This window comes from Nostoc sp. MS1, from assembly GCF_019976755.1.
Lineage (GTDB): Bacteria > Cyanobacteriota > Cyanobacteriia > Cyanobacteriales > Nostocaceae > Trichormus.
On record NZ_AP023441.1, the window covers coordinates 2,616,372 to 2,640,955 of the forward strand.

At 38.9% G+C, this 24,584-nt stretch carries 14 protein-coding genes and 1 pseudogene; 9 read left to right on the forward strand and 6 right to left on the reverse strand.

The features are described from left to right. Window positions 1-11: 11 nt before the first annotated feature. Window positions 12-239, reverse strand: a pseudogene (locus tag NSMS1_RS11330) (transposase); the annotation flags it as partial. Between the two features lie 48 nt (window positions 240-287). Continuing rightward, a protein-coding gene (locus NSMS1_RS11335; protein ID WP_263432538.1) for an IS630 family transposase occupies window positions 288-1,242 on the reverse strand; the annotation gives its coding sequence in 2 pieces (ribosomal slippage) (window positions 288-900 and window positions 899-1,242; 957 coding nt in all). Between the two features lie 177 nt (window positions 1,243-1,419). On the opposite strand from NSMS1_RS11335, the gene NSMS1_RS11340 reads away from it, so the two are divergent. From NSMS1_RS11340 to NSMS1_RS11370, 7 genes are all read left to right on the forward strand, one after another. Next, entirely contained in the window at window positions 1,420-1,644 is a 225-nt protein-coding gene (locus tag NSMS1_RS11340) for a type II toxin-antitoxin system ParD family antitoxin (RefSeq protein WP_224093220.1), read from the forward strand. Continuing rightward, entirely contained in the window at window positions 1,631-1,969 is a 339-nt protein-coding gene (locus tag NSMS1_RS11345; RefSeq protein WP_224093221.1) for a type II toxin-antitoxin system PemK/MazF family toxin, read from the forward strand. Before NSMS1_RS11340 ends, NSMS1_RS11345 begins: the two co-directional genes overlap by 14 nt. 198 nt (window positions 1,970-2,167) lie before the next feature. Then, a complete protein-coding gene (locus NSMS1_RS11350; protein WP_224093222.1) occupies window positions 2,168-3,535 on the forward strand; it encodes an NAD-dependent succinate-semialdehyde dehydrogenase in 1,368 nt (455 codons plus the stop codon). A gap of 103 nt (window positions 3,536-3,638) precedes the next feature. Next, window positions 3,639-5,285 carry an acetolactate synthase large subunit gene (locus NSMS1_RS11355; protein ID WP_224093223.1) on the forward strand — a complete coding sequence of 549 codons (1,647 nt, stop codon included), beginning with the start codon at window positions 3,639-3,641 and terminating at the stop codon, window positions 5,283-5,285. An 882-nt stretch (window positions 5,286-6,167) separates the two neighbouring features. Next, a complete protein-coding gene (locus NSMS1_RS11360; RefSeq protein ID WP_224093224.1) occupies window positions 6,168-10,841 on the forward strand; it encodes a filamentous hemagglutinin N-terminal domain-containing protein in 4,674 nt (1,557 codons plus the stop codon). 22 nt (window positions 10,842-10,863) lie between these two features. Beyond that, complete coding sequence (locus NSMS1_RS11365; protein ID WP_224093225.1) at window positions 10,864-12,750, forward strand: ShlB/FhaC/HecB family hemolysin secretion/activation protein; 1,887 nt, start codon at window positions 10,864-10,866, stop codon at window positions 12,748-12,750. A 56-nt stretch (window positions 12,751-12,806) separates the two neighbouring features. Next, complete coding sequence (locus NSMS1_RS11370) at window positions 12,807-15,752, forward strand: CHAT domain-containing protein (RefSeq protein WP_224093226.1); 2,946 nt, start codon at window positions 12,807-12,809, stop codon at window positions 15,750-15,752. Between the two features lie 367 nt (window positions 15,753-16,119). Here NSMS1_RS11370 and NSMS1_RS11375 read toward each other — a convergent pair whose 3' ends face one another. The 3 genes from NSMS1_RS11375 to NSMS1_RS11385 form a co-directional block, all read right to left on the reverse strand. Then, on the reverse strand, window positions 16,120-17,031 hold the full coding sequence (locus NSMS1_RS11375) for a DUF928 domain-containing protein (RefSeq protein ID WP_224093227.1): 912 nt from the start codon (window positions 17,029-17,031) through the stop codon (window positions 16,120-16,122). 22 nt (window positions 17,032-17,053) lie between these two features. Next, a complete protein-coding gene (locus NSMS1_RS11380; protein ID WP_224093228.1) occupies window positions 17,054-18,937 on the reverse strand; it encodes a CHASE2 domain-containing protein in 1,884 nt (627 codons plus the stop codon). Between the two features lie 158 nt (window positions 18,938-19,095). Then, complete coding sequence (locus NSMS1_RS11385; protein WP_224093229.1) at window positions 19,096-20,133, reverse strand: TIR domain-containing protein; 1,038 nt, start codon at window positions 20,131-20,133, stop codon at window positions 19,096-19,098. A gap of 1,470 nt (window positions 20,134-21,603) precedes the next feature. On the opposite strand from NSMS1_RS11385, the gene nuoB reads away from it, so the two are divergent. Continuing rightward, window positions 21,604-22,293, forward strand: a complete 690-nt coding sequence (nuoB, locus tag NSMS1_RS11390; RefSeq protein WP_224093231.1) for an NADH-quinone oxidoreductase subunit NuoB — start codon at window positions 21,604-21,606, stop codon at window positions 22,291-22,293. Window positions 22,294-22,345: 52 nt separating this feature from the next. After that, window positions 22,346-23,719 (forward strand): cytochrome P450, encoded by a 1,374-nt coding sequence (locus NSMS1_RS11395; RefSeq protein WP_224093233.1) that lies wholly within the window; start codon window positions 22,346-22,348, stop codon window positions 23,717-23,719. Between the two features lie 124 nt (window positions 23,720-23,843). Here the strand turns inward: NSMS1_RS11395 and NSMS1_RS11400 are convergent, their stop codons facing one another. After that, complete coding sequence (locus NSMS1_RS11400; protein WP_224093235.1) at window positions 23,844-24,443, reverse strand: hypothetical protein; 600 nt, start codon at window positions 24,441-24,443, stop codon at window positions 23,844-23,846. Between the last annotated feature and the right edge of the window lie 141 nt (window positions 24,444-24,584).

The window sequence follows — 24,584 nt, forward strand, 5'->3', positions numbered from 1 at the left end:
TGTCTTGGCAGACTACTAGACCAAGGTGCTTCAGTTAAAAAATGGTGTAATCGGTGGTAAGTTACTCCTACAGCATTCTCTGCAATTTGAAACAGGTTTTTTCTCTCACTTTCACCCAATAATCCACCTACATAATGCCTAAACTCTCTTTTTTGAGCCTTATGAGTAAATACATCATCAAACCGTTGACACCATCTTTCAAAGCATGGCGGCATGGCGGCAGGTGTGGTTTCTTTCATGAGCTTTTTTAACGTGAAAGCTATGCTAATTCAGCATTATAGCGTTTCTCACTCTGGTGAAGTACAGTAACAAGAATGGGTAAACCAATTATAAATATCATTTAACGAGACTTGGTTAAAAGCACTTTCAATTGCTTTTGCTAAGTCTGGATAACTTTTAGCTCCAATAGAACGTAGTATATTTTTAATTTTTGACCAACAGTTTTCAATGGGTGAGAAATCAGGAGAATATGGTGGTAAATAAATCAATTTAGCTCCAGCAGATTCGATTAATTCCTCAATATCTCTACCTTTATGAATTGAACAATTATCCATAATTACATAAGCGCCTTCCCACAGTTTTGGAACTAATTTTTGAGAAATGTAAGCCTCAAATGTTAGCCCATCAGATGCTCCTAAAATGCTATATTGACTAATCACGCCTTTGAGAGCAATCGCTCCAATTATGGATACATTTTTACAACGTTTTTGAGGTCGTGAACTATGCGCTCTTTTACCTTTTTTAGAACGGGCGGAGTGTCTTATTAAAGATAGATTAGCTCCTGCTTCATCAATAAAGACAAGGTTTTCCGCCGGTATCTCATGAAGTTTAAGCCAGAACTGTACTCTTAATAATTGTACTCTTTCAGTCTCTTTTTCAGAGGCGTGCAATGTTTTTTTTTAGGCTGATTTCTATCCTCTGTAACATCCTGTCTACCGTAGATATACTAATTGTTATTCCTGTTTTTTCTTTGAGAATTAAGCTAATTTCTTTTAAGGTGGCATCATTCTTAGCTTCAACTATTTCTTCCAGAATCTTAATTTGTTCTTCGTTGAGCTTTGGAGGAGTTTGTTTTGTCCTCACTTTAGGAGCGATACTTGCTGTTTCTCTATATTGCTTTAGTAATTTCTCAATAAAACCTAAACTTACACAAAATTTGTTTGCTAATTGACGTTGTGATATTCCACCTGTTTTATATGTATCCAATATTTTTTGGCGAAAGTCTAGGGAATATGGTTTCATTTTTACCCTTGAGTAGATACACTGATTTATTTTAATAACTGTACTTCATTAGACTGGTAAACGCTATATACCCTTTTTTACTCTTAACTTCTGTTTAAGTCCCGTTAGGAACAGTTGGGGCTGCAAATTAAGTTACTATATTAGTAAGGATTTTCTTTACTACTTTTTGGTAGGAATATGAAAGCAGAAAAATTATCTATTTCTTTACCACCATCCTTAGTGGAGTTTATCGAAAACTATAAGTTTAATAAAGGATGTAAATCTCGTTCTCAAGTAATTGAAGAAGCGTTAGAGTTACTGCGAAATCGAGAACTAGAAGAGGCTTATCGAGAAGCCTCTGCGGAAGTTGACAGTGATTGGAATGTAACAGTAGCAGATGGACTAGCAGATGAAACGTGGTGATATTTACTACGCAGACCTTAGTCCTACCCTTGGTTCAGAAATGGGTAAACGCCGTCCAGTGCTGGTAGTGAGTAATAACATTAGTAATCGTGTTGCTACGACAGTAACGATTTTACCTCTTACTTCTAACGTTAATCGTGTTTATCCTTTTGAAGTGCTGCTAAATCCAGAGGTGAGTGGTTTAACAAAACCTTCTAAAGTCCAGGCGCAACAGGTAAGAACAATTTCTAAGGAACGAATTATGGGCGAAGTAGTGGGTAGTTTAGATGAAGAGATGATGGTACTAATTGATGCTGCCTTGATGTTGCATTTGGGATTGACTTGACTAGGAATAATGATGCGATCGCCTACAGCATTAATGCTTAGTCTCTGGTGTAGTCTATCACTAGAAAATAGTAACTTATAAGACATTTTTGGGAAAAATCAAAACGAAAAGACTAGAATTTGGGTGGTAGCTGACTTTGGGGAATGTGTGTAACACTAAGAAGCTACCTCAAGCTATTTATCCACGGGAGGTTAGGAAATGGCGATCGCCACCATCAATCCCGCAACTGGGGAGACGCTCAAAACCTTTGAGCCGATCAACGATGCAGAAATTGCCGCTAAATTAGATTTGGCAGACCAGGCTTTTGCAAAGTACCGTCATACAAGTTTTGCCGAGCGTGCCAAGGCTTTGCAAGCAGCAGCAGATATCTTAGAGCAAGAAAAAGCCGACTTTGCTAAGTTAATGACTGTGGAAATGGGCAAGCCTTATAAAGCAGCTATTTCCGAAGTCGAAAAATGTGCGGCTGTCTGCCGATACTATGCAGAAAATGCCGCCGATTTCTTAGCTGATGTCAGTGTAAAAACGGATGCTAGTCATAGCTTTGTCCGCTATCAGCCTTTGGGTATTATTCTGGCAGTCATGCCGTGGAATTTTCCCTTTTGGCAAGTATTCCGCTTTGTTGCACCTGCACTCATGGCGGGGAATGTGGGCTTACTCAAGCACGCATCGAATGTACCACAGTGCGCTTTAGCTATCGAAGATATTATCCTCCGGGCGGGTTTTCCTGAAGGTGTCTTTCAAACCCTGTTAATTGGGGCGGCAAAAGTAGCCGATGTCATCGCTGATGATAGGGTCAAAGCTGCTACCTTAACTGGAAGCGAACCTGCCGGTGCTTCTTTGGCGGCGGCGGCGGGAAAACAAATTAAAAAAACCGTGTTGGAATTGGGGGGAAGTGACCCCTTTATTGTGTTGGAAAGTGCTGATTTAGCAGCCGCAGCCGCGACAGCGACAACTGCAAGGATGTTAAATAATGGGCAATCTTGTATTGCAGCTAAACGCTTTATCATTGCAGAAGCGATCGCAGATCAATTTGAAAAACTGCTGTTGGAAAAATTCACAGCCCTAAAAATTGGCGACCCCTTGCATCTCGACACTGATTTAGGGCCATTAGCTACCCCCGACATCCTCCAAGATTTAGACCAACAAGTACAAACTGCCGTGAAAAGTGGTGGTAAAGTCTTGACTGGCGGCTATCCTTTAAGCGATCGTCCTGGCAACTTTTACCCCGCGACAATTATTATAGATATCCCCATTGACGCGCCTATCGCCCAAGAGGAATTTTTCGGCCCAGTAGCCTTGTTATTTCGAGTGCCAAATTTGGATGCTGCGATTAAACTAGCTAATGCTACACCCTTTGGGTTAGGTGCGAGTGCTTGGACAAACAATGACCAAGAACGCGATCGCTTAATTTCGGAAATTGAAGCCGGCGCAGTATTTATTAATGGTTTAGTTAAATCCGACCCCCGACTACCGTTTGGGGGCATAAAACGTTCTGGGTACGGCCGAGAATTAAGTATTCAAGGCATACATGAGTTTGTGAATGTAAAAACTGTTTGGGTGAAGTGAAAGGGGAGTAGGGAGTAGGGAGTAGGGAGTGGAGCTATCTTTCACTACTCCCAATTCCCCACTCACAACTCCCCGATATTTATCGCTAATTGAGGATTTGAAAATGAATACAGCAGAATTACTAGTCAAGTGTTTAGAAAATGAGGGTGTTGAATATGTTTTTGGTCTTCCTGGCGAAGAAAATTTACACGTTTTAGAAGCGCTTAGACATTCATCTATCAAGTTTATCACAACTCGCCATGAACAGGGTGCAGCTTTCATGGCAGATGTTTACGGACGTTTGACGGGGAAAGCTGGCGTATGTCTTTCTACCTTGGGGCCTGGGGCGACTAATTTAATGACTGGGGTAGCAGATGCTAATTTAGATGGTGCGCCGTTGGTGGCGATTACTGGGCAAGTGGGAACAGATAGAATGCACATCGAATCCCATCAATATTTAGATTTGGTGGCGATGTTTGCTCCGGTAACTAAGTGGAATAAACAGATTGTCCGTCCTAGCATTACACCGGAAGTTGTGCGTAAAGCCTTTAAGCGATCGCAAACTGAAAAACCCGGTGCAGTTCACATCGATTTACCAGAAAATATTGCCGCGATGCCCGTAGAGGGCAAACCTTTACATAAAGATAATAATATCGAAAAAACCTACGCTTCATTTGCTAGTATTCGCGCCGCCGCCGCCGCTATTTCTCAAGCGGTTAACCCCTTAATCTTGGTAGGTAATGGGGCAATCAGGGCTAACGCTAGTGATGCTGTAACCCAATTTGCCACGCAAATGAATATACCTGTGGCTAATACTTTCATGGGTAAAGGTGTGATTCCCTACACCCATCCTTTAGCTTTATGGTCGGTAGGATTGCAACAGCGAGATTTTATCACTTGCGGCTTTGATAACACCGATTTAGTAATTGCGATCGGCTATGATTTAATTGAATTTTCACCTAAGAAATGGAATCCAGAAGGGAAAATTCCTATTGTCCATATTGGGGCAGATGGTGCGGAAATTGATAGTAGTTATATCCCAAAAGTGCAAGTAATAGGAGATATTTCTGATTCCTTAGTAGAAATATTAAAAGTAGCAGATAGACAAGGTAAACCTAATCCTTATGCTATCAGCTTGAGAGGAAATATTCGCGCAGATTATGAGCAATATGCCAACGATGATGGTTATCCTATTAAACCGCAAAAATTGATTTATGATTTGCGGCAGGTAATGGGGCCAGATGATATTGTTATTTCTGATGTCGGCGCTCATAAAATGTGGATGGCTCGTCATTATCATTGCCATAGTCCTAACACTTGTATTATTTCTAATGGCTTTGCAGCAATGGGGATTGCTATTCCTGGTGCTTTGGCTGCCAAACTCGTATATCCAAACCGCAAAGTAGTAGCGGCTACTGGTGATGGTGGCTTTATGATGAATTGCCAGGAATTAGAAACCGCTTTACGAGTAGGTACACCATTTGTCACCTTAATTTTCAATGATGGCGGCTATGGTTTAATTGAATGGAAACAAGAAAATCATTTTGGTAAAGGTCACTCATCTTTTGTACATTTTGGCAATCCAGACTTTGTTAAATTAGCCGAAAGTATGGGTTTGAAAGGTTATAGAGTTGAATCAGCTTTAGACTTAATTCCTGTACTCAAAGAAGCCTTAGCGCAAGATGTACCTGCTGTCATCGATTGTCCGGTAGATTATCGAGAAAATAGCCGTTTTACACAAAAAGCTGGTGAGTTAAATTGTTCTGTTTAGTAGGATTCGCAAATAAGCTACTTTAACTATTTCAAGTTAGGCTTTTTCATTTAAGAATCTAGCCTCACATTATTTAAGTTCGTAGTAAGGACTTTATTCCTCTTTTTTATAAAGACTAAAGTCCTGACTACGAACATTACTTTCTTTGGTTTGTCTTGCGTCGCTAATTATAATAAAGCTACACTTTTTAAAACTTGTCTCATCATTATTGAGATTTTTTATTAAGAGGCTATTGATAAAGTAAATCTAAAAGTGAGAATAAAAGATTTAAAGTAAAATATAATACTTTATTTATAGTGTATTTACACAGTTAATCATAACACGAAGCTTTACCCCACAAGCTTAACTGATATGAAATGGGAAATCCTGTCTGTGATAAATGTGCGCTTTGTGTCTAAAGATTTACTTTATAAATAAATAGTCTCTCACGAGGTACAAAAGTATTTTTGTGGAACGTGGCGATTAATAGTGGTCTTTTACTAGTGGGGGTTTAAAATTGTAATATTAGCTTTTAATTAATTATTTTTACAGATTATTCATCAAATTTTTCTATCACTACTATATTTCTCACCCAATCATAATATTGATCTCCCATTATTCTCTTAGCTCATATATGCTGCTTGCTTCTAAAAGCAGCATATGTTACTATCCGTGGGAATACGGAAAAAAGTCCGTTAGCTAAATCTATTTGTAGATTCTAGATGCTAATCATTAGCAAAATTTATAGTGTTTCTTGATTTTGTGCTAAGAGTTTTTTCGGTTTAAGTTTAACTAAATTTACTACATAGATTGCTATAGATAGGCATTTGGTGTTTGTCATAGCGTAGCGACTGGCTACACTCAAAAAATACGGTTAAATAAATTTAGTAACAAGTAAAACTTATGAAACTAGGGTATTGGTGTATAGGTATGGCTCTGGCTACAACTAGCGCCATAATATCAAATGGGAATAAAGCGATCGCACAAATTATCCCAGATAGCAGCTTGGGGGTAGAAAATTCGGTAGTCACACCCAATATTGATATTAGAGGTATCACGAGCGATCTCATTGATGGAGGGGCAATTCGTGGTGCTAACCTCTTCCATAGTTTTCAAGAGTTCAACATTAGAGAGGGACGAGGAGCCTATTTTACTAATCCGACGGGAATCGAGAACATTTTCAGCCGAGTGACTGGGGGTAATGCTTCTCATATCTATGGCAAACTCGGTGTACTAGGCGATGCCAATTTATTTCTGCTCAATCCTCACGGGATTCTCTTTGGCCCCAACGCTTCCTTAGACTTGACGGGTTCATTTTTAGGCAGTACAGGTAACAGTTTTAATTTTGGTAACGGACTAGAGTTTAGTGCCACAAATCCCAAAGCTGCGCCATTGCTCAGTGTATCAGTTCCTTTGGGAGTGCAGTTTAACCAGGGACAACCAAAAGCGATCGCCAACTCCGCCCACCTCAGCGTAGGTACAGGGCAGAACCTCACCCTGTTGGGAGGTACAGTTGCTAGTACAGGGCAATTATCCGCAGGAGGAGAAATTGCAGTTGCCGCCGTACCCGGTAATAGTATTGTCAATGTCAATTCATCGGGACAGTTACTCAATATAGATACTTCTTCAATAGCCACTGGAGAAGGTTCTGCTCTGGCTGATTTATTACTCAACAGCGATACACAATTCCATCCAGGGCTGACGGTAAATAGCAATGGACAGGTGGAAGTGACTGAATCGGGCTTGTCTGTAACAGATGGTGATGTGGTAGCGAAGAATGTCGTAGCCCAGACAGCAATACTCACAGCCTATAACAATTTAACTCTGGTAGAAAGTTTGATCGGGACGAATGGCGATTTAAACCTGCTAGCAGGGGATACAGTACAGGTACGAGATAGTGCGGCGAATCCCTTTGTAGCCCAAGCTGGAGGAAAGTTATTAGTTCAAGGTAGACAAGGAGTTGATATTTTTGCCTTGAATAATTCTAATAGTGGGTTGGTATCGGGTGGGGATTTAATATTGCGATCGGCTAACACAGTCGGCGGTGATGCTCACTACTGGGCTGGTGGGAATTTCCGCATTGAACAAATGGATGGCAGTTTAGGAGGTTTGTTCAGTCCTTACGATCCCATTATTCGAGCGGCTGGAGATGTGAGTTTTGCAAGCTATCGAGGGGCTTCGCTGCACATTCTCGCTGGTGGGAGTGTCACAATTAACGGCAATGTTGAAATTATAGGTGCAGATGCAAATGCACTTACCGAAACAGTACCTTTATCACAAACACTACCAGATGGAACTTCATCAGTCCGGATTAATGGCATAGAACAACCAACTTTGGATATTCGGGCGGGTGTACGTGCAGATGCGATCGGTACTAGTACTAGTAGAATCGAAGGTATTCTTACTGATGTATCTGCTATTACAGGACAAAATCCTAATGAAATTGTCAACCGCCAATTAGGTAATGAACCAACAAGCGCGAACATCACAATCGGAAGCATTGTTAACACAAGAGTTAATGGTCAAATATTTTTAACTAATCAATATCAGCAAAATCCCAATCTAGCTGGCGGTTTGATTGAAATTACAGATGGGACTGTAGATCCAGAAGCCCCTACTTTAGGCTCCTTCTCAATCCGTGCTTACGGTAATCCAGTCACGATAGATGCTAGAGGAAATGTGCAGGTTAATGGCATCATTACTGGTAGAGGCGATGGTAACGGTGGAAATGTCAAAATTCTCAGTGACGGAGATATCAATACTACAGGTGGAAATATACTATCAAGAAGCAGTGGGCGTGCTGGTGATGTGACTCTTCAAGCGATTGGTAATATTAATTCTGGTAATATTGAAGCTTCTAATAATAGCAATACTAATGATAGAAACAATTTCAGTACAATCACACTTCGTTCATCACGAGGCTCTGTTTTCTTGGCTCAAGTTCAGCTAGAAGCTAGTAATAGTGGTTCAGATTTTGCAGGAGATATTAACATTTTTGCTCCTCAAGGGAATGTAGAAATCACTGGAAATGGAAGTACAAATCGTGGAGACGAAACTATTCTTACTGATGGATATTTTGGAAGAATTAATATTGAAGCTGGCGGTCAAGTATCTATCACTAATAGTACAGTGACAGCCCAAGCTAAGAACCCAAATGGAAGAGTGTTACCTGCCCCAGGACAAAGTATAAATCCTCAAGCGGGAAATATTGAAATTACTTCCCAAAACGGGGATATTAGGATACTTAACTCCCTTGTAAATAGCAGCACTAGTGTGCAAGTACAGCAAAATGGCAACAACATCAACGTAGATGCAGGCAACATCAACATTAATGCCAGAAATGGCTCTGTATCTGTTGTATCTTCTAAAGGTGAATCTAGAATTTTCAGCAGAAATGAGGGTGGACGAGGGAATGCAGGCAATGTGACGATAACAGCTAATAGTGGTACGGTTACTATCGATGGATCTCAAGAGAATGCTCTCCCCACTGTAGGTACTGATGTAACACAAGGTGGAATAGGAAACGGCGGCGAGAGACTCGATATTACAGCACGCTCAGTTCGTATTCAAGATGGGGCGATAGTAGCAGCTAGCATTCTCAGTGGAAATGGAGGAAGAAGACCAGATGGAACAACAATTGCAGCACAGGCTGGCAATGTGACTATTACGGCAACTGATACGGTTTCTGTAACTGGCAATAGTGTGGTTTTCAGCGAGGTAGTTGGACAATCAGTTGGTAACGGTGGCACAGTTAATATAACTGCTCCCAACGTGACTCTCAACCAAGGTACTTTAGCTACTGTTGTTAGAGAAGGAGGTCAGGGTAGGGGGGGTAATATAAATATCACAACTCAAATGCTGTCTTTAGAAAATGGCAGTATAGTAGCTACTAGCACTTTCGGTAATAGCACCCTTGGTGTTCCAGGTGGCGCTGGCAATGTAAATATTAGACCCATTAATTCTGAAGAAATTAATACTGTTAAAGTTGATGGTCAAGGTAATAATAGATGGAGTTTTTTAGTACCGAGTATTCGGGGTGATCGTAATAGCGATTTTATTCCTAGTGCAATCTTAAGCACAGTAGAAGCACCAGCACAAGGGACAAATAATGGCGGCATAATTGATATTAAAACTGGCTCGCTTTTTGTTACTGAATTTGCTCGATTGATTACTAGCACTTTTGCACAGGGAAAAGCCGGCAATTTAATTATTAATGCGGCTAACCAAGTTACCTTTGATGGAGGTTTTGCCTTCGCCACAGTTGAAACTCCCACACAAACACAAGCACGTATTACTGGTCAAGGCGGAGACATCAACATCAACACTGGCTCCTTCTTTGTTCGCAATGGCGCTCAAGTGCAAGCCCTCACTAGGGGACGGGGGGATGCTGGGAAAATAACAATTAATGCTTCTAATTCTGTCAATATTTCTGGAAATTCTAGCAGATTATTAACTTCCGCAGAACCCGGTTCTATAGGATCTGGTGGCGATATCACTATAGGGAGTGAAATACGACCTCATCTTTTTCGCATATCAGATGGTGCTGACTTAACTGCAAGTACTAATAACACTCAAACAGCAGGCAACATTGAAATAAATGCTAATAGAGTTGAAGCTATTAATGGCGGACAACTGATTGCTCAAACCAACGTTCAAGGTGGAGGAGCAGCAGGTACAATCACTGTCAATGCTGGTAGGCGGGTAACTATCAATGGGAATCCTGAAGTTGCAACTGGCTTTTTTGTTAGTTCTCAAAGCTCAGTGAGTCAAGCAGGCGATATTAATGTTAACTCACCCATCGTGTTTTTAGACAACAATGGCAGGTTGAATGCTAACTCTGGTAGAGGTAATGGGGGTAATATCAATTTGAACAATGGGACTTTACTACTGTTGCGTCGTAACAGTCTCATCTCAACTAATGCAGGTACTGGTGGGAATCGGGGCAATGGTGGCAGAATCAATGTCAATTACCCTGAAGGTTTTGTGATTGCTGGTTTTCGCAGAAATAACGACATTGCGGCTGACTCTTTTCAGGACTATGCTGGCAGAGTCACAATTAATGCTCTTGGTGTTGTAAATATAGAAGCGTTAAGTCGAGAAGAATTACAACGCCGATTACCTGACACCCCACTAGTAAACTTAAACCCTCAAGACTTACCAACTAACGATGCCACGGCAAACTCACTGACAAACCCTGCTGGAGCGGGGATTGTAGAAATTAATGGCATCATTGCAGACCCCACACGCGGGACGATTCAGTTACCAGAAGATTTAGGTGATTCTTCTAAATTGATTGCCCAAAGTTGTCGAGTAGGTGTGCAGGGGGCTGCTAGTAGCTTTGTCATCACTGGACGCGGAGGATTACCGCCTAGTCCTAATTCTGCTCTCAGCACTGATACTTTTTTAGGCAGTGCGGCAAATACTTCTGGTGAACAGACCACTTCCACCCCAGCACCTTTACGAGAAGCGCAAGGTGTGGAGATTGGGTCTAGAGGACAGCTTATTTTGACTGCTCGTCCCTCTACTTTCACACCTGATCCTTCAAAACCTGTATTCAACAGTTGCAATGGACTATAAATATTTTGGGTATTTGTGAAATATGCGTCAGCTTAAATTCTTACTTACACTAGCGGCTGTGGGGTTCAGCCTACCTATACAAACCAGAGCAATTGCTGAGGAAACAGTTCCCAGGCAAAACTTGCTTGCCCAGACTAACGTACCACAAAATTTACCTCCTCCCCAGGATGTCTTGCCTGCACCTTCTCCATCTCCTGAACTGCCAACAACGCCTTCCGCACCACCTTCTCCAGATAACTTACTACCTACACCTACTCCCAATCTCCCACAACAATCAGATCCTAAAGTACCGATTAAGTTATTAATCAATAAGTTTCAATTTAGGGGTAGTTCAGTTTTTAAAGATGAGGAAAAATTACTCCAAGCAATTGAAGTTTTTCTGTTTGAAGAAAGCTCTAATTTATTAAATGAGCAGGCAAAATGCGATCGCCTAAAACAACTCAATCAACAGCCTCCCCCACGGAAACTACCTAGAAACGAAACTGACCCTCCCGTTGAACTCACATTTTCTCAGTTACTAGAAGCACGTTCTGCTATTACTCAGCTTTATTTATGTAATGGCTATATCACCTCTGGCGCGGTGATCCCAGCAGGGCAAGAACTCCCACCTCCACCCCAAGCTGGTGCGGTAACAATAGAAATAGTCGAGGGTTCTTTAGAAGATATCCAAGTTATTGGGAATCGGCGGTTAGGTAAAGACTATATTCGCTCTCGCCTAGCCAGGGGAAGTCAAAAACCTCTTAATCGTGAGAAGTTATTAGAAGCCCTACAAATATTACAACTTAATCCTCGGATAGAAAATTTATCGGCTGAGTTAGCTGCTGGTACTCGTATAGGTCAGAATTTACTCGTCGTGCGAGTTGAAGAAGCCAAAACATTTAACGCTCAGATCGCCCTTGATAATAATCGTTCTCCCGCCGTGGGTACTTTCCAACGTAGCCTTCAGTTAGAAGAGACAAATCTGAGCGGGATAGGAGATACGTTGAGCGTTGGTTACGCCAACACTGATGGTAGTAATGAAGTGAATGTCAGCTATACTTTACCTTTAACTCCCCAAGAAACTACCTTAGCTTTCAACTACGGGAGGGGTTGGAGTAATGTAATTGAAAAACCTTTTGACAGGCTAGATATTTCTTCTGAGTCTGAGAATTATCAACTGACACTGCGCCATCCATTGTTTCGCAATCCTCGTCAAGAATTGGCCTTGGAATTGGCTTTATCCCATCAACAAACTCAAACCTTTATCGGATTTGATGATATCGGCCCTTTCCCTATTTCACCAGGAGCTGATGATGAGGGACGGACTCGTATCTCTGCGTTGCGTTTTGCTCAACAGTGGACTGATCGTGGCGATCGCTCTGTTTTTGCTCTCCGTTCTCAGTTCAGTGTAGGACTTGATTTTCTGGGTGCAACAATTAATGATTACGAACCAGACAGCCGCTTTTTTGCTTGGAAAGGACAGGCTCAATGGGTACGTCTTTTAGGTAGAAATACATTCTTAGTGCTGCGTGGCGAGTTGCAATTAGCAGACCGAAGACTTGTGTCTCTAGAGCAGTTTCGTCTTGGTGGTCAAGCAAGTGTAAGAGGCTTTCGTCAAGATGCTTTACTTGCAGATAATGGATTCTTCGGTTCCGCAGAAGTCCGCTTACCAATTAAAACTTTTCCTGAAATTCAAGGCTCATTACAAGTCATACCTTTTGTTGATGTGGGTCAAGTTTGGAATAACTTCGAGGGTGCTGAACTTGAGCCAAATCCTCTGGTGTCTACGGGTTTAGGTTTGCGTTTTCAAATGGGCGATCGCTTTGACGCACGTCTAGATTGGGGTATTCCCTTAGTATCTGTTAATTCTGATAAAAAAACTTTACAGGAACAGGGCATTTATTTTTCTCTCATATGGAGCCTCTTTTAATATCGGGCTAGGACTACTACTTAATCAACTTGAGCTTAATAAAATATCTATTTCTTATGGACAAGCTATCCCGAAAAATAATTTCTCTATTCCTATTAAGTCTTATAGGCTTACTTTCAACATTGATAATTCCTGTATTAACATCTTCAAAAGCCATAGGTATTCAGACGCAATTAGCGCAACCAGCAAATCAGGAAATCAATTGTTCAAACACGACAAAGCTGACACCAGAAGAATTCAGCATACGAGGGAGATATAACTATCAATTTTCTCATTTTGAAGATGCAATAAATTGCTGGAAAAATGCTGTTAAAGCCTATCGTCAAATTAATAATGAAGAAGAAGTTATTAATAACCAGATCAACCAAGCCCTAGCTGAACAAGCAATGGGATTATACCCGCGAGCTTGTAATACTTTATTACAAATTTATAAGATAGAAGATTGTATTTCACAAATACAAGATGAAGACAAACGCCAAAAATTTAGAGAGAAATTTAACAAATCAGAATCCATAATAGAACTGTCAACCTCTCCTGGTAAAGCTGCTGGGCTGCGTATATTGAGTAATGTTTTTAGAGGACTTGGTGAGATAGATTTATCATATAAAATCTTATTAGCTTTAGCTAACAATAAAGAAAAAATACCACAACAATCAAAAGAGATATGGCTAGATTTAGGTAATGCTTTACGCACTTTGAGTAACAGAGAACAGGATTTTTATAGCCGTAATCAACAATTGCAAAATTTCAATTGTGCGTTTAGATATGCCAATGTTGCAGATAGTATCTATCGACAAGTTTCTAGTATCCAAGACACATCATCAAATGCTGATTTAGCAAAAATACAAGCACAACTTAATCAGTTAGGCATTGTGTTAGATTTGATTAGTTGGAGTGAGCAACTTACTAAAGAAACTCAAGCAAAAGAAAATATATTTCAAAAATTTACTAAGTTATATAGTAGCTCCTCTGGAAATCCCAGATGTGAAGAACTACAATTTGATCAAGACCTATCCAAGCTACTAGCAAATATTAGCACTGAAACGAAGCAGGATAACTTGTATGCGATCGTTCAACAGTTAACACAAGAAAATTGCCAATTTATCTCTCAGCAAACAGATAGTCTTCAACGGCAAATAGAGCAATTACCCTTTACTCATTCAACACTGCTCATTAAACTCAATTTTGCTAAAAGCTTAATTCGCATTCAAGATATCAATAAAGATGTACCTGATGTCAAAACTGAACAATTTCTGAAGAATACGATTCAACAAGCTAAAAATATAGGAGATTTAAGATCCGAATCCTATGCTTATGGTTATCTTGGTGAGTTATATGAAATATATGCAAAAGGTAAAGGTGAGTTATATGAAAAAAGTCAAATATGGAATTTAGCTAAAGAAAACACCGAGAAGGCTTTATTAATTGCTCAATCTTTATCTATCCCATCAGCACCGTCAGATATTGAATATTTATGGGAGTGGCAACTAGGCAGAATTTACAAATCTCAACTTCCACCAAGAATACAAACTCAAAATAAACAAATGAAGACAGAGAGTTTGCAAAACTTGGATAATGCTAACCAATTTTATCAAAAGGCGTATCTAACTTTGCAATCACTGCGGAGAGAATTAGTAGCTGGTAATCCTGATGCTCAATTCTCCTTTCAAAATGATATCGAGAGTATTTATCGAGATTATGTTAATTTGCTGTTATGGGATAGTAATCCTGAGCAAGAAAACTTATTGAAAGCTAGAGAAGTTATCTCTTCTTTACAAGCGGTAGAATTAGAAAATTTCCTACGTGCAGCCTGTCCCGAATTTAATTTAGAAGAAATTGATGCAATTGTTGATCAACAACCAGTAAAAACAGCGTTTTTATATCCAATTCTCTTGGATGATCGCATTGAAGTTATTCTCAAGTTACCCGACGCATCAAATTCTCTAAAAAATAAATCTTCAAGCAAAAATATTCCATCTACTTTAAGACATTACAGTAATTCCATAGACCAAGCTACAGTCAAACAACAAATCAAAGATTTGAATTTGCACACAGAACCAAATGAATATACTTTTAATGCTCTGATCAGAAAATTGCAAATTGATTTAGAGGAAGAGTATACATTTGAAGATTTAAAAAAAGAAGCTAACTTGGTCTATAAATGGCTCTTACAAAAGGCAGAAAAAGATATTAAAGAGGAACAGATTGATACATTAGTATTTGCTTTAGATACTAATTTACGTAACATTCCTTTAGCTGCATTAGTGGTAGATTATAACGAAAAGGAGAGAATAACCAAATACTTAATTGATGAATATGCGTTAGCACTAGCCCCAAGACTAGAAATTCCCAAAACCAAATCTCTTCAAGGTAAAGGACTGAGAATTTTAGCGGCAGGTTTAAAAGAACCAGACATAAACAGAAGAAAATATCCTGAACTAAATTATGTCCAACAGGAAATAAAGGCAATTGAAACAATACCTAATTCTGGCTTTTCTGTATCTCAGCTGATTGATAGTGACTTCAAAATAAACAACTTAAAAAGTCAAATTAATACGTTTGATTTTAATGTTATTCACTTAGCTACACACGGTGAGTTTAGTTCTAGCCCTGAGAAAACATTTCTCTTAGCTTATGATGACTTGATTAATATCAATCAGATTGGTAATATATTCCGCAGGCAAGCTCAAAGACAGCCTGAACCTGTTGAATTACTCGTATTAAGTGCGTGTGAAACTGCTACTGGTGATAAGCGAGCAACTTTAGGCATTTCTGGTGTGGGGGTTCGATCTGGGGCGCGTAGCGCTTTGGCTTCACTATGGACTTTGGATGATGAAGTCAGCGCTGATTTCACAAAGATATTTTACAAACAGTTAGTTGACTCCACAACCATTACAAAAGCTCAAGCATTAAAACAAGCTCAAAAACAACTTAAAGATTTACCAGGCCGTGAACATCCTAGATATTGGGCATCTTATATCTTGCTTGGCAACTGGCTTTAAATTGGCAATTTCAAGTCCTAAGAGGATGCCTGAGAAGTGTGAAATATATCTTTTGATCCCCCCTAACCTCGCTTAAAAAGTTATCCATTAGTCACATCTTTCTTAACAATCCTAAAACGCTTGTTTTCTAATCATCTTGAACACTGAGGGGTTAAGCATACTTGACAAACTCGCTTTTTGTATTCTCGCTAAAATTGGCTTTTTATTGAGAATTAAGAACGAAGTAATCAGGGTTAGAAAAAGCGTGAGTGAATACTCTGATAAATGTTGAGAAAGATCCGGGTAATGGATAGCTTGAAAAGGGGGATTTAGGGGAATCTACTAGTCTTAAACACAACACGAAAAAGTCTTCAGACATCCTCTAAATTTAACTTTGCATGGATGTGGGATTTGGAACAGGAACTAATTCTTGGATAGGAAAGCTAACGATTTTATTTGCTATTTCATCTAGATTTTCTGCTTCACTAATTTTTTCACTTATCTTTGGTTTCTTGATCACATCTTTGAATATATACTTAACAAGCCCTAGTTTGTCTTCCTGTGATTGTGTTTGCAAATCTTTAGTAGTCAATAGCCGTGTTATCATATCATACCAAATACCTCTTTCGATATAAAATAAATTGTTTTTTGGCGGAAAGAAGCCTAGTTTAGTTCTTTGAATCCAACCTACAACACCAGGATTATTCGATGGTTTCAAAGAATTACAGATGATGGAAAAATACCAGTTATATTCTTGATTTTCTTTGAGGGGAGGAACCGTGTTTGGTAGGGTAAATTTTGCCAGGATAGGTTGATTAGATTCAGGAATTTTTACTAAGATTGGCCCTGCAATAATTTCCTGATTTTGGTTTAATAAAACAAATTTTCCATACTCAATTTCTGACTCTTTATAAGAATAAGGAATGTAAAACCAGAAGGTTGGATATGCTTCGGTTGTCGTACCCCAAACTATATCTACCTCGGATGATGATATTTGTTGTTCTTGTATTGTGGGTACAAAAGCAGTCAATGGGATTTCATTATTGTCTAAAGATATAAGAGCAGGACAGCGACCTCTACCAGCACCTCCTCGTGAACGACCATTAGGTGCTTTCAGTTCTTTGCGCTGCGATCGCCCTTTCACAGCATCCGTCACAGCTTGGAAAAAAACTTGAATAAAGTTTCTGTCGTCTTGCTGTGCTATTGCTGGTGTCGGATAACTTATAAAAATAATAATTGCCAGAATCAAGCTTATAATGGCTCTCAACCAATTTACTATGGGTAAGGATAATTTAAGCATAAAAAATAGTTTGGTAATTTATTTAAAACTTTCTGGGTTTTGAAGATTTTAACTTTATAAACAATACGAATCCTCCTGTACTTAAAAAACTCAAAATAGGAGGAATACAAGGTATCCAAATCATAGGAATAATAAACACCATATAGCAACTAAAAGGTATAGTGAATAAAGTTATTATACCCACAACAGTCCACTTTCTGTTTGTACTATAATTTTGGAATAAAGTTCCTCCAATTAATGACCAGGCAAAAATCCAAGATATATCCAACCAAATAGGCCAAACTTGCAATAAAGGACGTTTTTCTAATACTGCGTTTATAATTTGGCTGACCATTTGCGCCTGAATAATTACCCCTGGTACTTGTCGATGACTTTTAGAATATAAAGGAGTAGTCCAAGGTGCTTCATAAGTAGAGTCTGTTACTCCAATTAAAACAATCTTATCTTTGATAAACTCTCCGTACCTTGTGATGAAATCATCTTTGAGGACATCAGCAATTGTGACTTTTTTTGCAAAATTCTCAGGAGAGCAGGTAGCTCCACTTTCGCAATGTATACGATAATTTAGTAGTATTTGATACCCATCAAAATCGGCGAACATCGAATAGCCACTACGGTAGTCACTGTAAAGTGCTTCAAATGAAGTGTTATTAATTTTTAAATCAGTTTCATTCTTAAATGCTTCTTGTTCAGATTGGTCTAAAAAGTGCAGAGCTAAATTTAGGCTAAAAGCATTCTTAATTGGTTTACGGTCAGGATTTGTTCTACAAAGAGAAGAAGTCTGCTTGTCACCCATTCTGAGGATATGACGACGAACTATACCATCCCTATCTGGTAGAAAATCACTAAAACCTACGCGGTTGTTGGGTAATTCTGGTGGTGGTTTAACTCCATAACGATTTTGTTGAGTTTCATCACCCACATAGCAAATACCAAAAATAGGATTATTTTTGTTATCTTTTAAAAATTCAGATAATTCTTGATTTTTAGTTTCAAAATCACGATATATGTCTATGCCAACAACTTTTGGTCTAATGTTTTCCTTATTTTTTAGTAGTTTATTGAGTATATTAAGTAAGGTTTTATCTGTTAAAGAACCTTGTCGTGGGTCTGAACCCTGATTACTTATATCTTCAGATGTAACTTGAATAATTAATATGTTTTCATCTTGGTCTTCGGGCAATTTATATCTCATCATATTGTCAAACAACCAAAACTCTGATGGCTCCAAAAGTCCAAAAAAGCGTACAAATATGATTAGGAAACTTACCCACATACTGCTCACAACAACGTTACGAACACCATACCAATGAATAGCCTTGAGCCAGTTCTTCTTTTCTTTAGTTTGGCTATTTTCTTGAGGTGTGGTTTTTGTTGTGGGAGTTTCTGGAGGGTGAAGTTGGTCTAGCGATTTCTTTGTTAGCCGAGAAATTTCGTCGATAGTCTCCTTAATGCCTTGAGCAACTTCTGTAAATGCTTCATCTTCATTGCTTAAACTTTTGATAAAATTCCCGTCTTTTGGCAGAGTTTGTATCGGTCTATTCAGTGGCTTACGTTGCCAAAGGCATTTACGAAGTAGTACAGGAATAACACGAGCTTCTGTCGCATCGTGCCTCTCCATAGCTATTTTTACATCGCGCTCCCAAAGCTTATCGGAAGCAATAAAATCTGGGCTGATAAGTAGAAGAATTATACGGGCTGAACTTAAATGTTGTTTAATCTCATCATCAGTGTCCTTCCCTGCACTAACTTGACTTTCGTACCAAGAAATAATTTCTACATCTTTTTCTAAGGTACTTAAGTGCTTTACAAGTTCCTTCCTGAGTATTTCATCCTTTTCAGAATTGGAAGAGGAAAAGAAAATTTCAATTGCTTGGCTTACCTGAGTATGTGTCACATTAGTCACGATTATTGGTATTTAAATATACAATGAATGTAACTTAAATGGCAAAATAACTTAACAGGAAAATTGATGCAGCTAACTTTAATTCAATTTAAATCTCCTTCTAAAATTTTCTTTATTAACTAATAAATATATTTGTTAATGAATAATTATATTGAATACTAGTTAGCTAAAACTTGGCGGATATCTTTGGCAATTTCTGCAAATGCTTCATCTTGATTTTTCCATGTTGTTACAGGCTGTCTATTTTTTGGTAAAGGTTGTAGTCTCCCAAATGGTGTTTTTTCCCAATCTACTGGACGCAAAATAATTGGAATTACACGAGCTTCTTTTGCTTGATGACGTTCCATTGCTCTTTTTACATCACGTTCCCAAAGTTCTTCTGAAAAAATAAAATCGGGGCTAATCAGTAGCAAAATTATCTGGGCTGAGTTTAAATGTTTTTCAATTTCACTTTCTTTGTCACTACCACCGGAAATGTCGTGTCCATGCCAAGCTTGAATAGTTCCCTCTCTCTGCATTAGTTTTAGATGCTTTGCCAACTCATCTTGTAATTCTTTATCTTTTTCGTCGTAGGAAAAGAAAATTTTGATCGCTCGATTCTCTGGTTGGCTAGATAAAGGTTCTACAGTCTTGGGTAGTTGTGTTTTCTTAAGTAAAACTGGTGTCAGATTTTCTTCGATTCCCTCTAATTGAATAGCAGCGCAACCAACAGCGTAAGCCATTTCAATCGATTTTCCGGCTCCTAACGTATCGTAAAAACCCACTGCAAATTCAATAGCAGCTTTGTCACCGATCGCTCGATTCATACCAATAACATAGTTAATGTGTTGATTTATCGCTTCTGCTTGCACTACTGAATAGCAGCCGTTCAGCAACACACACTCGATATCTTCAGCAAATATTTTAAATAAATTAGCTAGTGCAGAGCCGCTTACTAGCTTGTGATTCCCCATCTCATCCTCAAAAACTAGTCCTTCTTCTCCTGCGCCATGTCCCGAAAAATGAATGATTTGTGGACTGACATCTAACAACGCTCGTTGGATATCTCTAGGACGAACAGCTAACTTTGTCTCCAAGCTAAACTGGTCACGTTTTTGTGAGCGTCGTAATCCTTCGTCAATATCTCTTACCTCCTGATCTACACGTAGGCGAAGAGTGTTTGTAGGATTAGCAGCCAAAATTAGTATTTTTTTCACTGGATTTTACCGTGGTGATCCATGTCTTGGGTCAATAATAACATTTACGTTAAATTACTCATAGTATAAACAACTAGTTATCTAAAGCTGAGATTTTTATTATACCGATACGGAAATTCATGTATTTGCGATCGCCTGACCATATACCATGTTGCCAATCTATGATTAATATAGGAAATCTAATTCTGTACTTATGCTGTCTGTTATTAATTATTGCCTGTAATAGTTTTATCTCTGATACACAATCAGATATTAAATCTCTTAAAGTAGCTACAGACCCTACTTTTATTCCGTTGGAGTTCCAAACATCGCAAGGAGAACGGGTTGGTTTTGATATTGATTTGATGAGAGACTATTTTATTTATAAAGTAAATCTTTAGACAACAGGACTACGTAAAATAATACGAGACATAACAGCGTATATGTCAGCTTCACTCCTGCGCTTGCAAATGCTCATAATCTATTTTTTTAATTATTAGAGCTAGCGCATATTTTACGCAATTATTTATAAATAATTGCTTTTCAAAGCATTTTGTATTGTGTAATACCAAACATAAAAAAATATAAAAATATTAGCCTGTTAGGCTGTCTTATAGCTTGAGAAAAGGCATAAGAGCAAATTCTATTAAGTGAGAAATATAACTTTTGTAATAATACGTAACCTAACTACAGATGGTTCGGAATCATAAGTTTATATCAATAGTATGAGTAAGAATAAACCAGATAACTAGTGCTTTTCATCGTAAAAATACTCCTTCAGAATTAGATGTTGACTTCAAATTGGCAAATTCCACTTCCGTTGGATCAATACCTAAATCACCGGGTTGTCCTATATTTTTTCAGCGATGGGTACTGGGTTCCAATAAAATATTGCAGTTTAACAAAAGCAATTGAACTGCATCACAAAATCCAAGGTGAGGCAAATAAAGAAGTTTTTCTTTTTCCTATCGATTTAAACCCAAATACTTTTCAGGAATAGTAAATTTATGAGCAAAATGTGTAAAAAAGCTTACAAAAGAGATATGTTATACCAATTTTGGATTTTAGATTTTGGATAAAATCTTGACTCATAGTCTTAGGACTTACACATCAAGATTATTTGTGAAGACTGGGTATAAGGGTTTTGCAATATAAGCTTTTATCCCAATTCAATCAATCTTTTAATACATTGATTATCTGTAAGGGCGTACTGTTGTACGCCCTTACCTTGTTAAAAGCCTTAATTTTTCGTTTTCATACGTAAATCTTATTAGCGCCGCGCTTAAGTTAGAGCCTTAACGCCTTTATCTTTACTGGCGTAGTTTCCTCTTGCAGTGGAGACTGTAGTTATAGCGTTTCTTTCCGTAAGTACGTTTCGTTGAGATGAGGAAATAAATGTTAGGCGCTAGTGTGTACTCATGGGATAAGGGCCTGCTATATCGAACAAAACTGCTGAAAAACTTACAATAGCCTCAATTTAAGGGGAACCTCATGACTAATACAATCATCAACCCGGCTGAACGTCCCGAAGTGACTCAGAATTTATCAGAGAACTTCATTCTAACTACAGTAGATGACCTTTATAACTGGGCGAAAATGTCCAGTTTGTATCCACTGATGTTTGGTACAGCTTGCTGTTTCATGGAGTTTATGGCGGCTTATGCGTCCCGCTTTGATATGGAACGCTATGGCATGATTCCCCGCGCTACACCACGCCAAGCAGACTTAATGATTACCGCAGGTACAATTACCATGAAATATGCGCCCAATTTGGTACGCCTCTACGAACAAATGCCAGAACCTAAGTATGTGATTGCAATGGGCGCTTGTACAATTACTGGGGGAATGTTTAGTGTTGATTCTCCCTCGGCTGTGCGCGGTGTCGATAAGTTAATTCCAGTTGATGTATATATTCCTGGTTGCCCACCTAGACCAGAAGCAGTTATCGATGCCATCATTAAACTACGCAAGAAAATCTCTAACGAGAGTATCCAAGAATTACAACAAACACAACAAACTCATCGTTATTACAGTACTACACATCGAATGAAGGTAGTTGAGCCAATTCTGGATGGGCAATACCTCACAAGTTCAAAGCGCGAAGTTCCGCCGCCAGAACTAACAGCAGCTAAAGGTTTACCATTGGTTAATAGTCAAGAGTCATTAGTTATTAGTTATTAGTCATTAGTCCATAGTCAACAGTCAACAGTCAACAGTTAACACTCAACAGCTTATGATTACCTTACAAGAAAATTCAGCAAATGAGGCTGCTGTCAAACTACCGGATGGGAGTAGTAGCTTTAAATGGCTACAAATTATTAAAATAATTTTGCGACCTATCGAAACTCTACAAGAGATAGAACAGCGCTATGGTGATATATTCACTTCTGATTTAGGTGTGTTTCCTAAACAGATAATTGTTAGTAATCCCCAAGCTATTCAAGAACTTTTTACGGCTGATGCTCAGTTATTTGAATCAGGTTCAGGAAATTTTGTAGTTCAACCTTTGGTGGGTGCTAACTCGTTAATTTTGTTAGATGGCGATCGCCACCTGCAACAGCGTAAACTATTAATGCCTCCGTTTCATGGGGAAAGGATGCGGGCTTATGGTCAAGTCATCCGTGATATTACGGGGCAAGTCACTAGCCGATGGGCTATTGGCAAACAGTTTACAGCTCGTACCTGTATGCAGGATATATCTCTGCAAGTAATTTTACGTACAGTATTTGGTTTACAGGAAGGGGAACGTTACCAACAAATTAAGCAAGTCTTAGTGGAAATGTTGGATTCCTTTAACACACCCATCAGTGTTGTATTCTTATTCTTTAAATCATTACAACGCGATTTAGGGCCTTGGACTCCTTGGGGTAGGTTTATCCGTCGCAGACAGCAGCTTGATGAACTCCTTTATCAAGAAATTCGGGAACGTCGTCAGCAACCAGAGGCTAATAGTGAAGATATCCTCAGCTTGCTATTATCAGCGCGTGATGAAAATGGTCAACCTATGACTGATGTAGAGTTACGCGATGAGTTGATGACTATGCTATTTGCTGGACATGAAACAACTGCGATCGCTCTCTCTTGGGCATTATATTGGATTCATTACGTTCCCGAAGTCCGCGAGAAGTTACTGCAAGAACTAAATTCTATTGATGTAGCTAATGCAGATCCTACAGCAATTACTCAATTACCTTACTTAAATGCTGTCTGTTCAGAGACATTACGAATTACACCTGTTGCCTTCTTTACCTTCCCGCGTGTTCTCAAACAACCGATGAAATTCATGGGTTACAACTTACCAAAAGGGATGATGATTTCACCTTGTGTATATTTAACTCATCATCACCCAGATATTTATCCAGAACCTGAACGTTTTAAGCCGGAACGGTTTCTTGAACGTCAGTTTTCTCCTTACGAATTTATCCCCTTTGGTGGTGGTAATCGTCGTTGTTTAGGAATGGCATTTGCTTTATTTGAAATGAAGTTAGTATTAGCTACTATCCTCTCCCAATACTCACTCGAATTATTAGATAAAGTTCCTCTTAAACCTGTGCGTCGAGGAATAGTATTTGCCCCACCCGGTGGTGTGCGTTTGATGGTTCACTGAGTAGTGAGTGCTGAGTGATGAGTAGTGAGTGGTGAGTTATGAGTGCTGAGTAAAAATTTCTCCCTCATCCCCCTCATCCTCCTCATCTCCCTCATCTCCCTCATCCCCTTCATTTCCACATCACTTACCATTTTTCAGCCCAATAAATAATTTCTGAAGCTGAACTATCAATAGCTACACCATAGCTATCACCGTGATTCCACTTAAAACCTGGTCTACCTTTATCCTCTGCATTCAAAACAAGTATTTCATAGGAAGGGGGAAAAGATTCAGCAGTTTCACCAGTGTAGAAAAAAGTAGTTGGCACACCGTTGGGTAAATTGGCGTGAACATTAGTATCACCGCCTCTATATTGATGTTTAGCCAGTTTGCGGTATTGAGTTAATAGTTGTTGAACCTTTTGTGGTGAGTCTTTCAGCCTGACTTGGAAATAACTACCAGTTTGTGAACTTCCAGGTGAATAAGCTAGACGTACATTCTCAACTTCCGCCGATACTTCTGTTGGGAAGTGTTTAATCTCGTCCTGACTAGTCCAAAGTTGATTGCGAATTTCTTGGTAACGTGAAGTATCAGTAACTACTTCTAGTTGGTTACTACTACTAAAAGCTTTCTTAAGAAAGAAACTCCCTCCGACAACACCAACGCTGCCAAAAGAGATTAAAACTATCATGATGGCTTTGACTAGGTGCGATGGGATTTGCGTCAGTGTAAGCGATCGCTTCATAGCGTTGGGTAAGTCTAAGTTTTATAACCATATACCCAACTACTAAACTATATTCGTAATATTTCGGAGGCGATCGCAGATATTTTGATTAAAACTTTGTCAAATCAGGGTAAATACTAATTTTTAGTGAAGTCTTGGTAA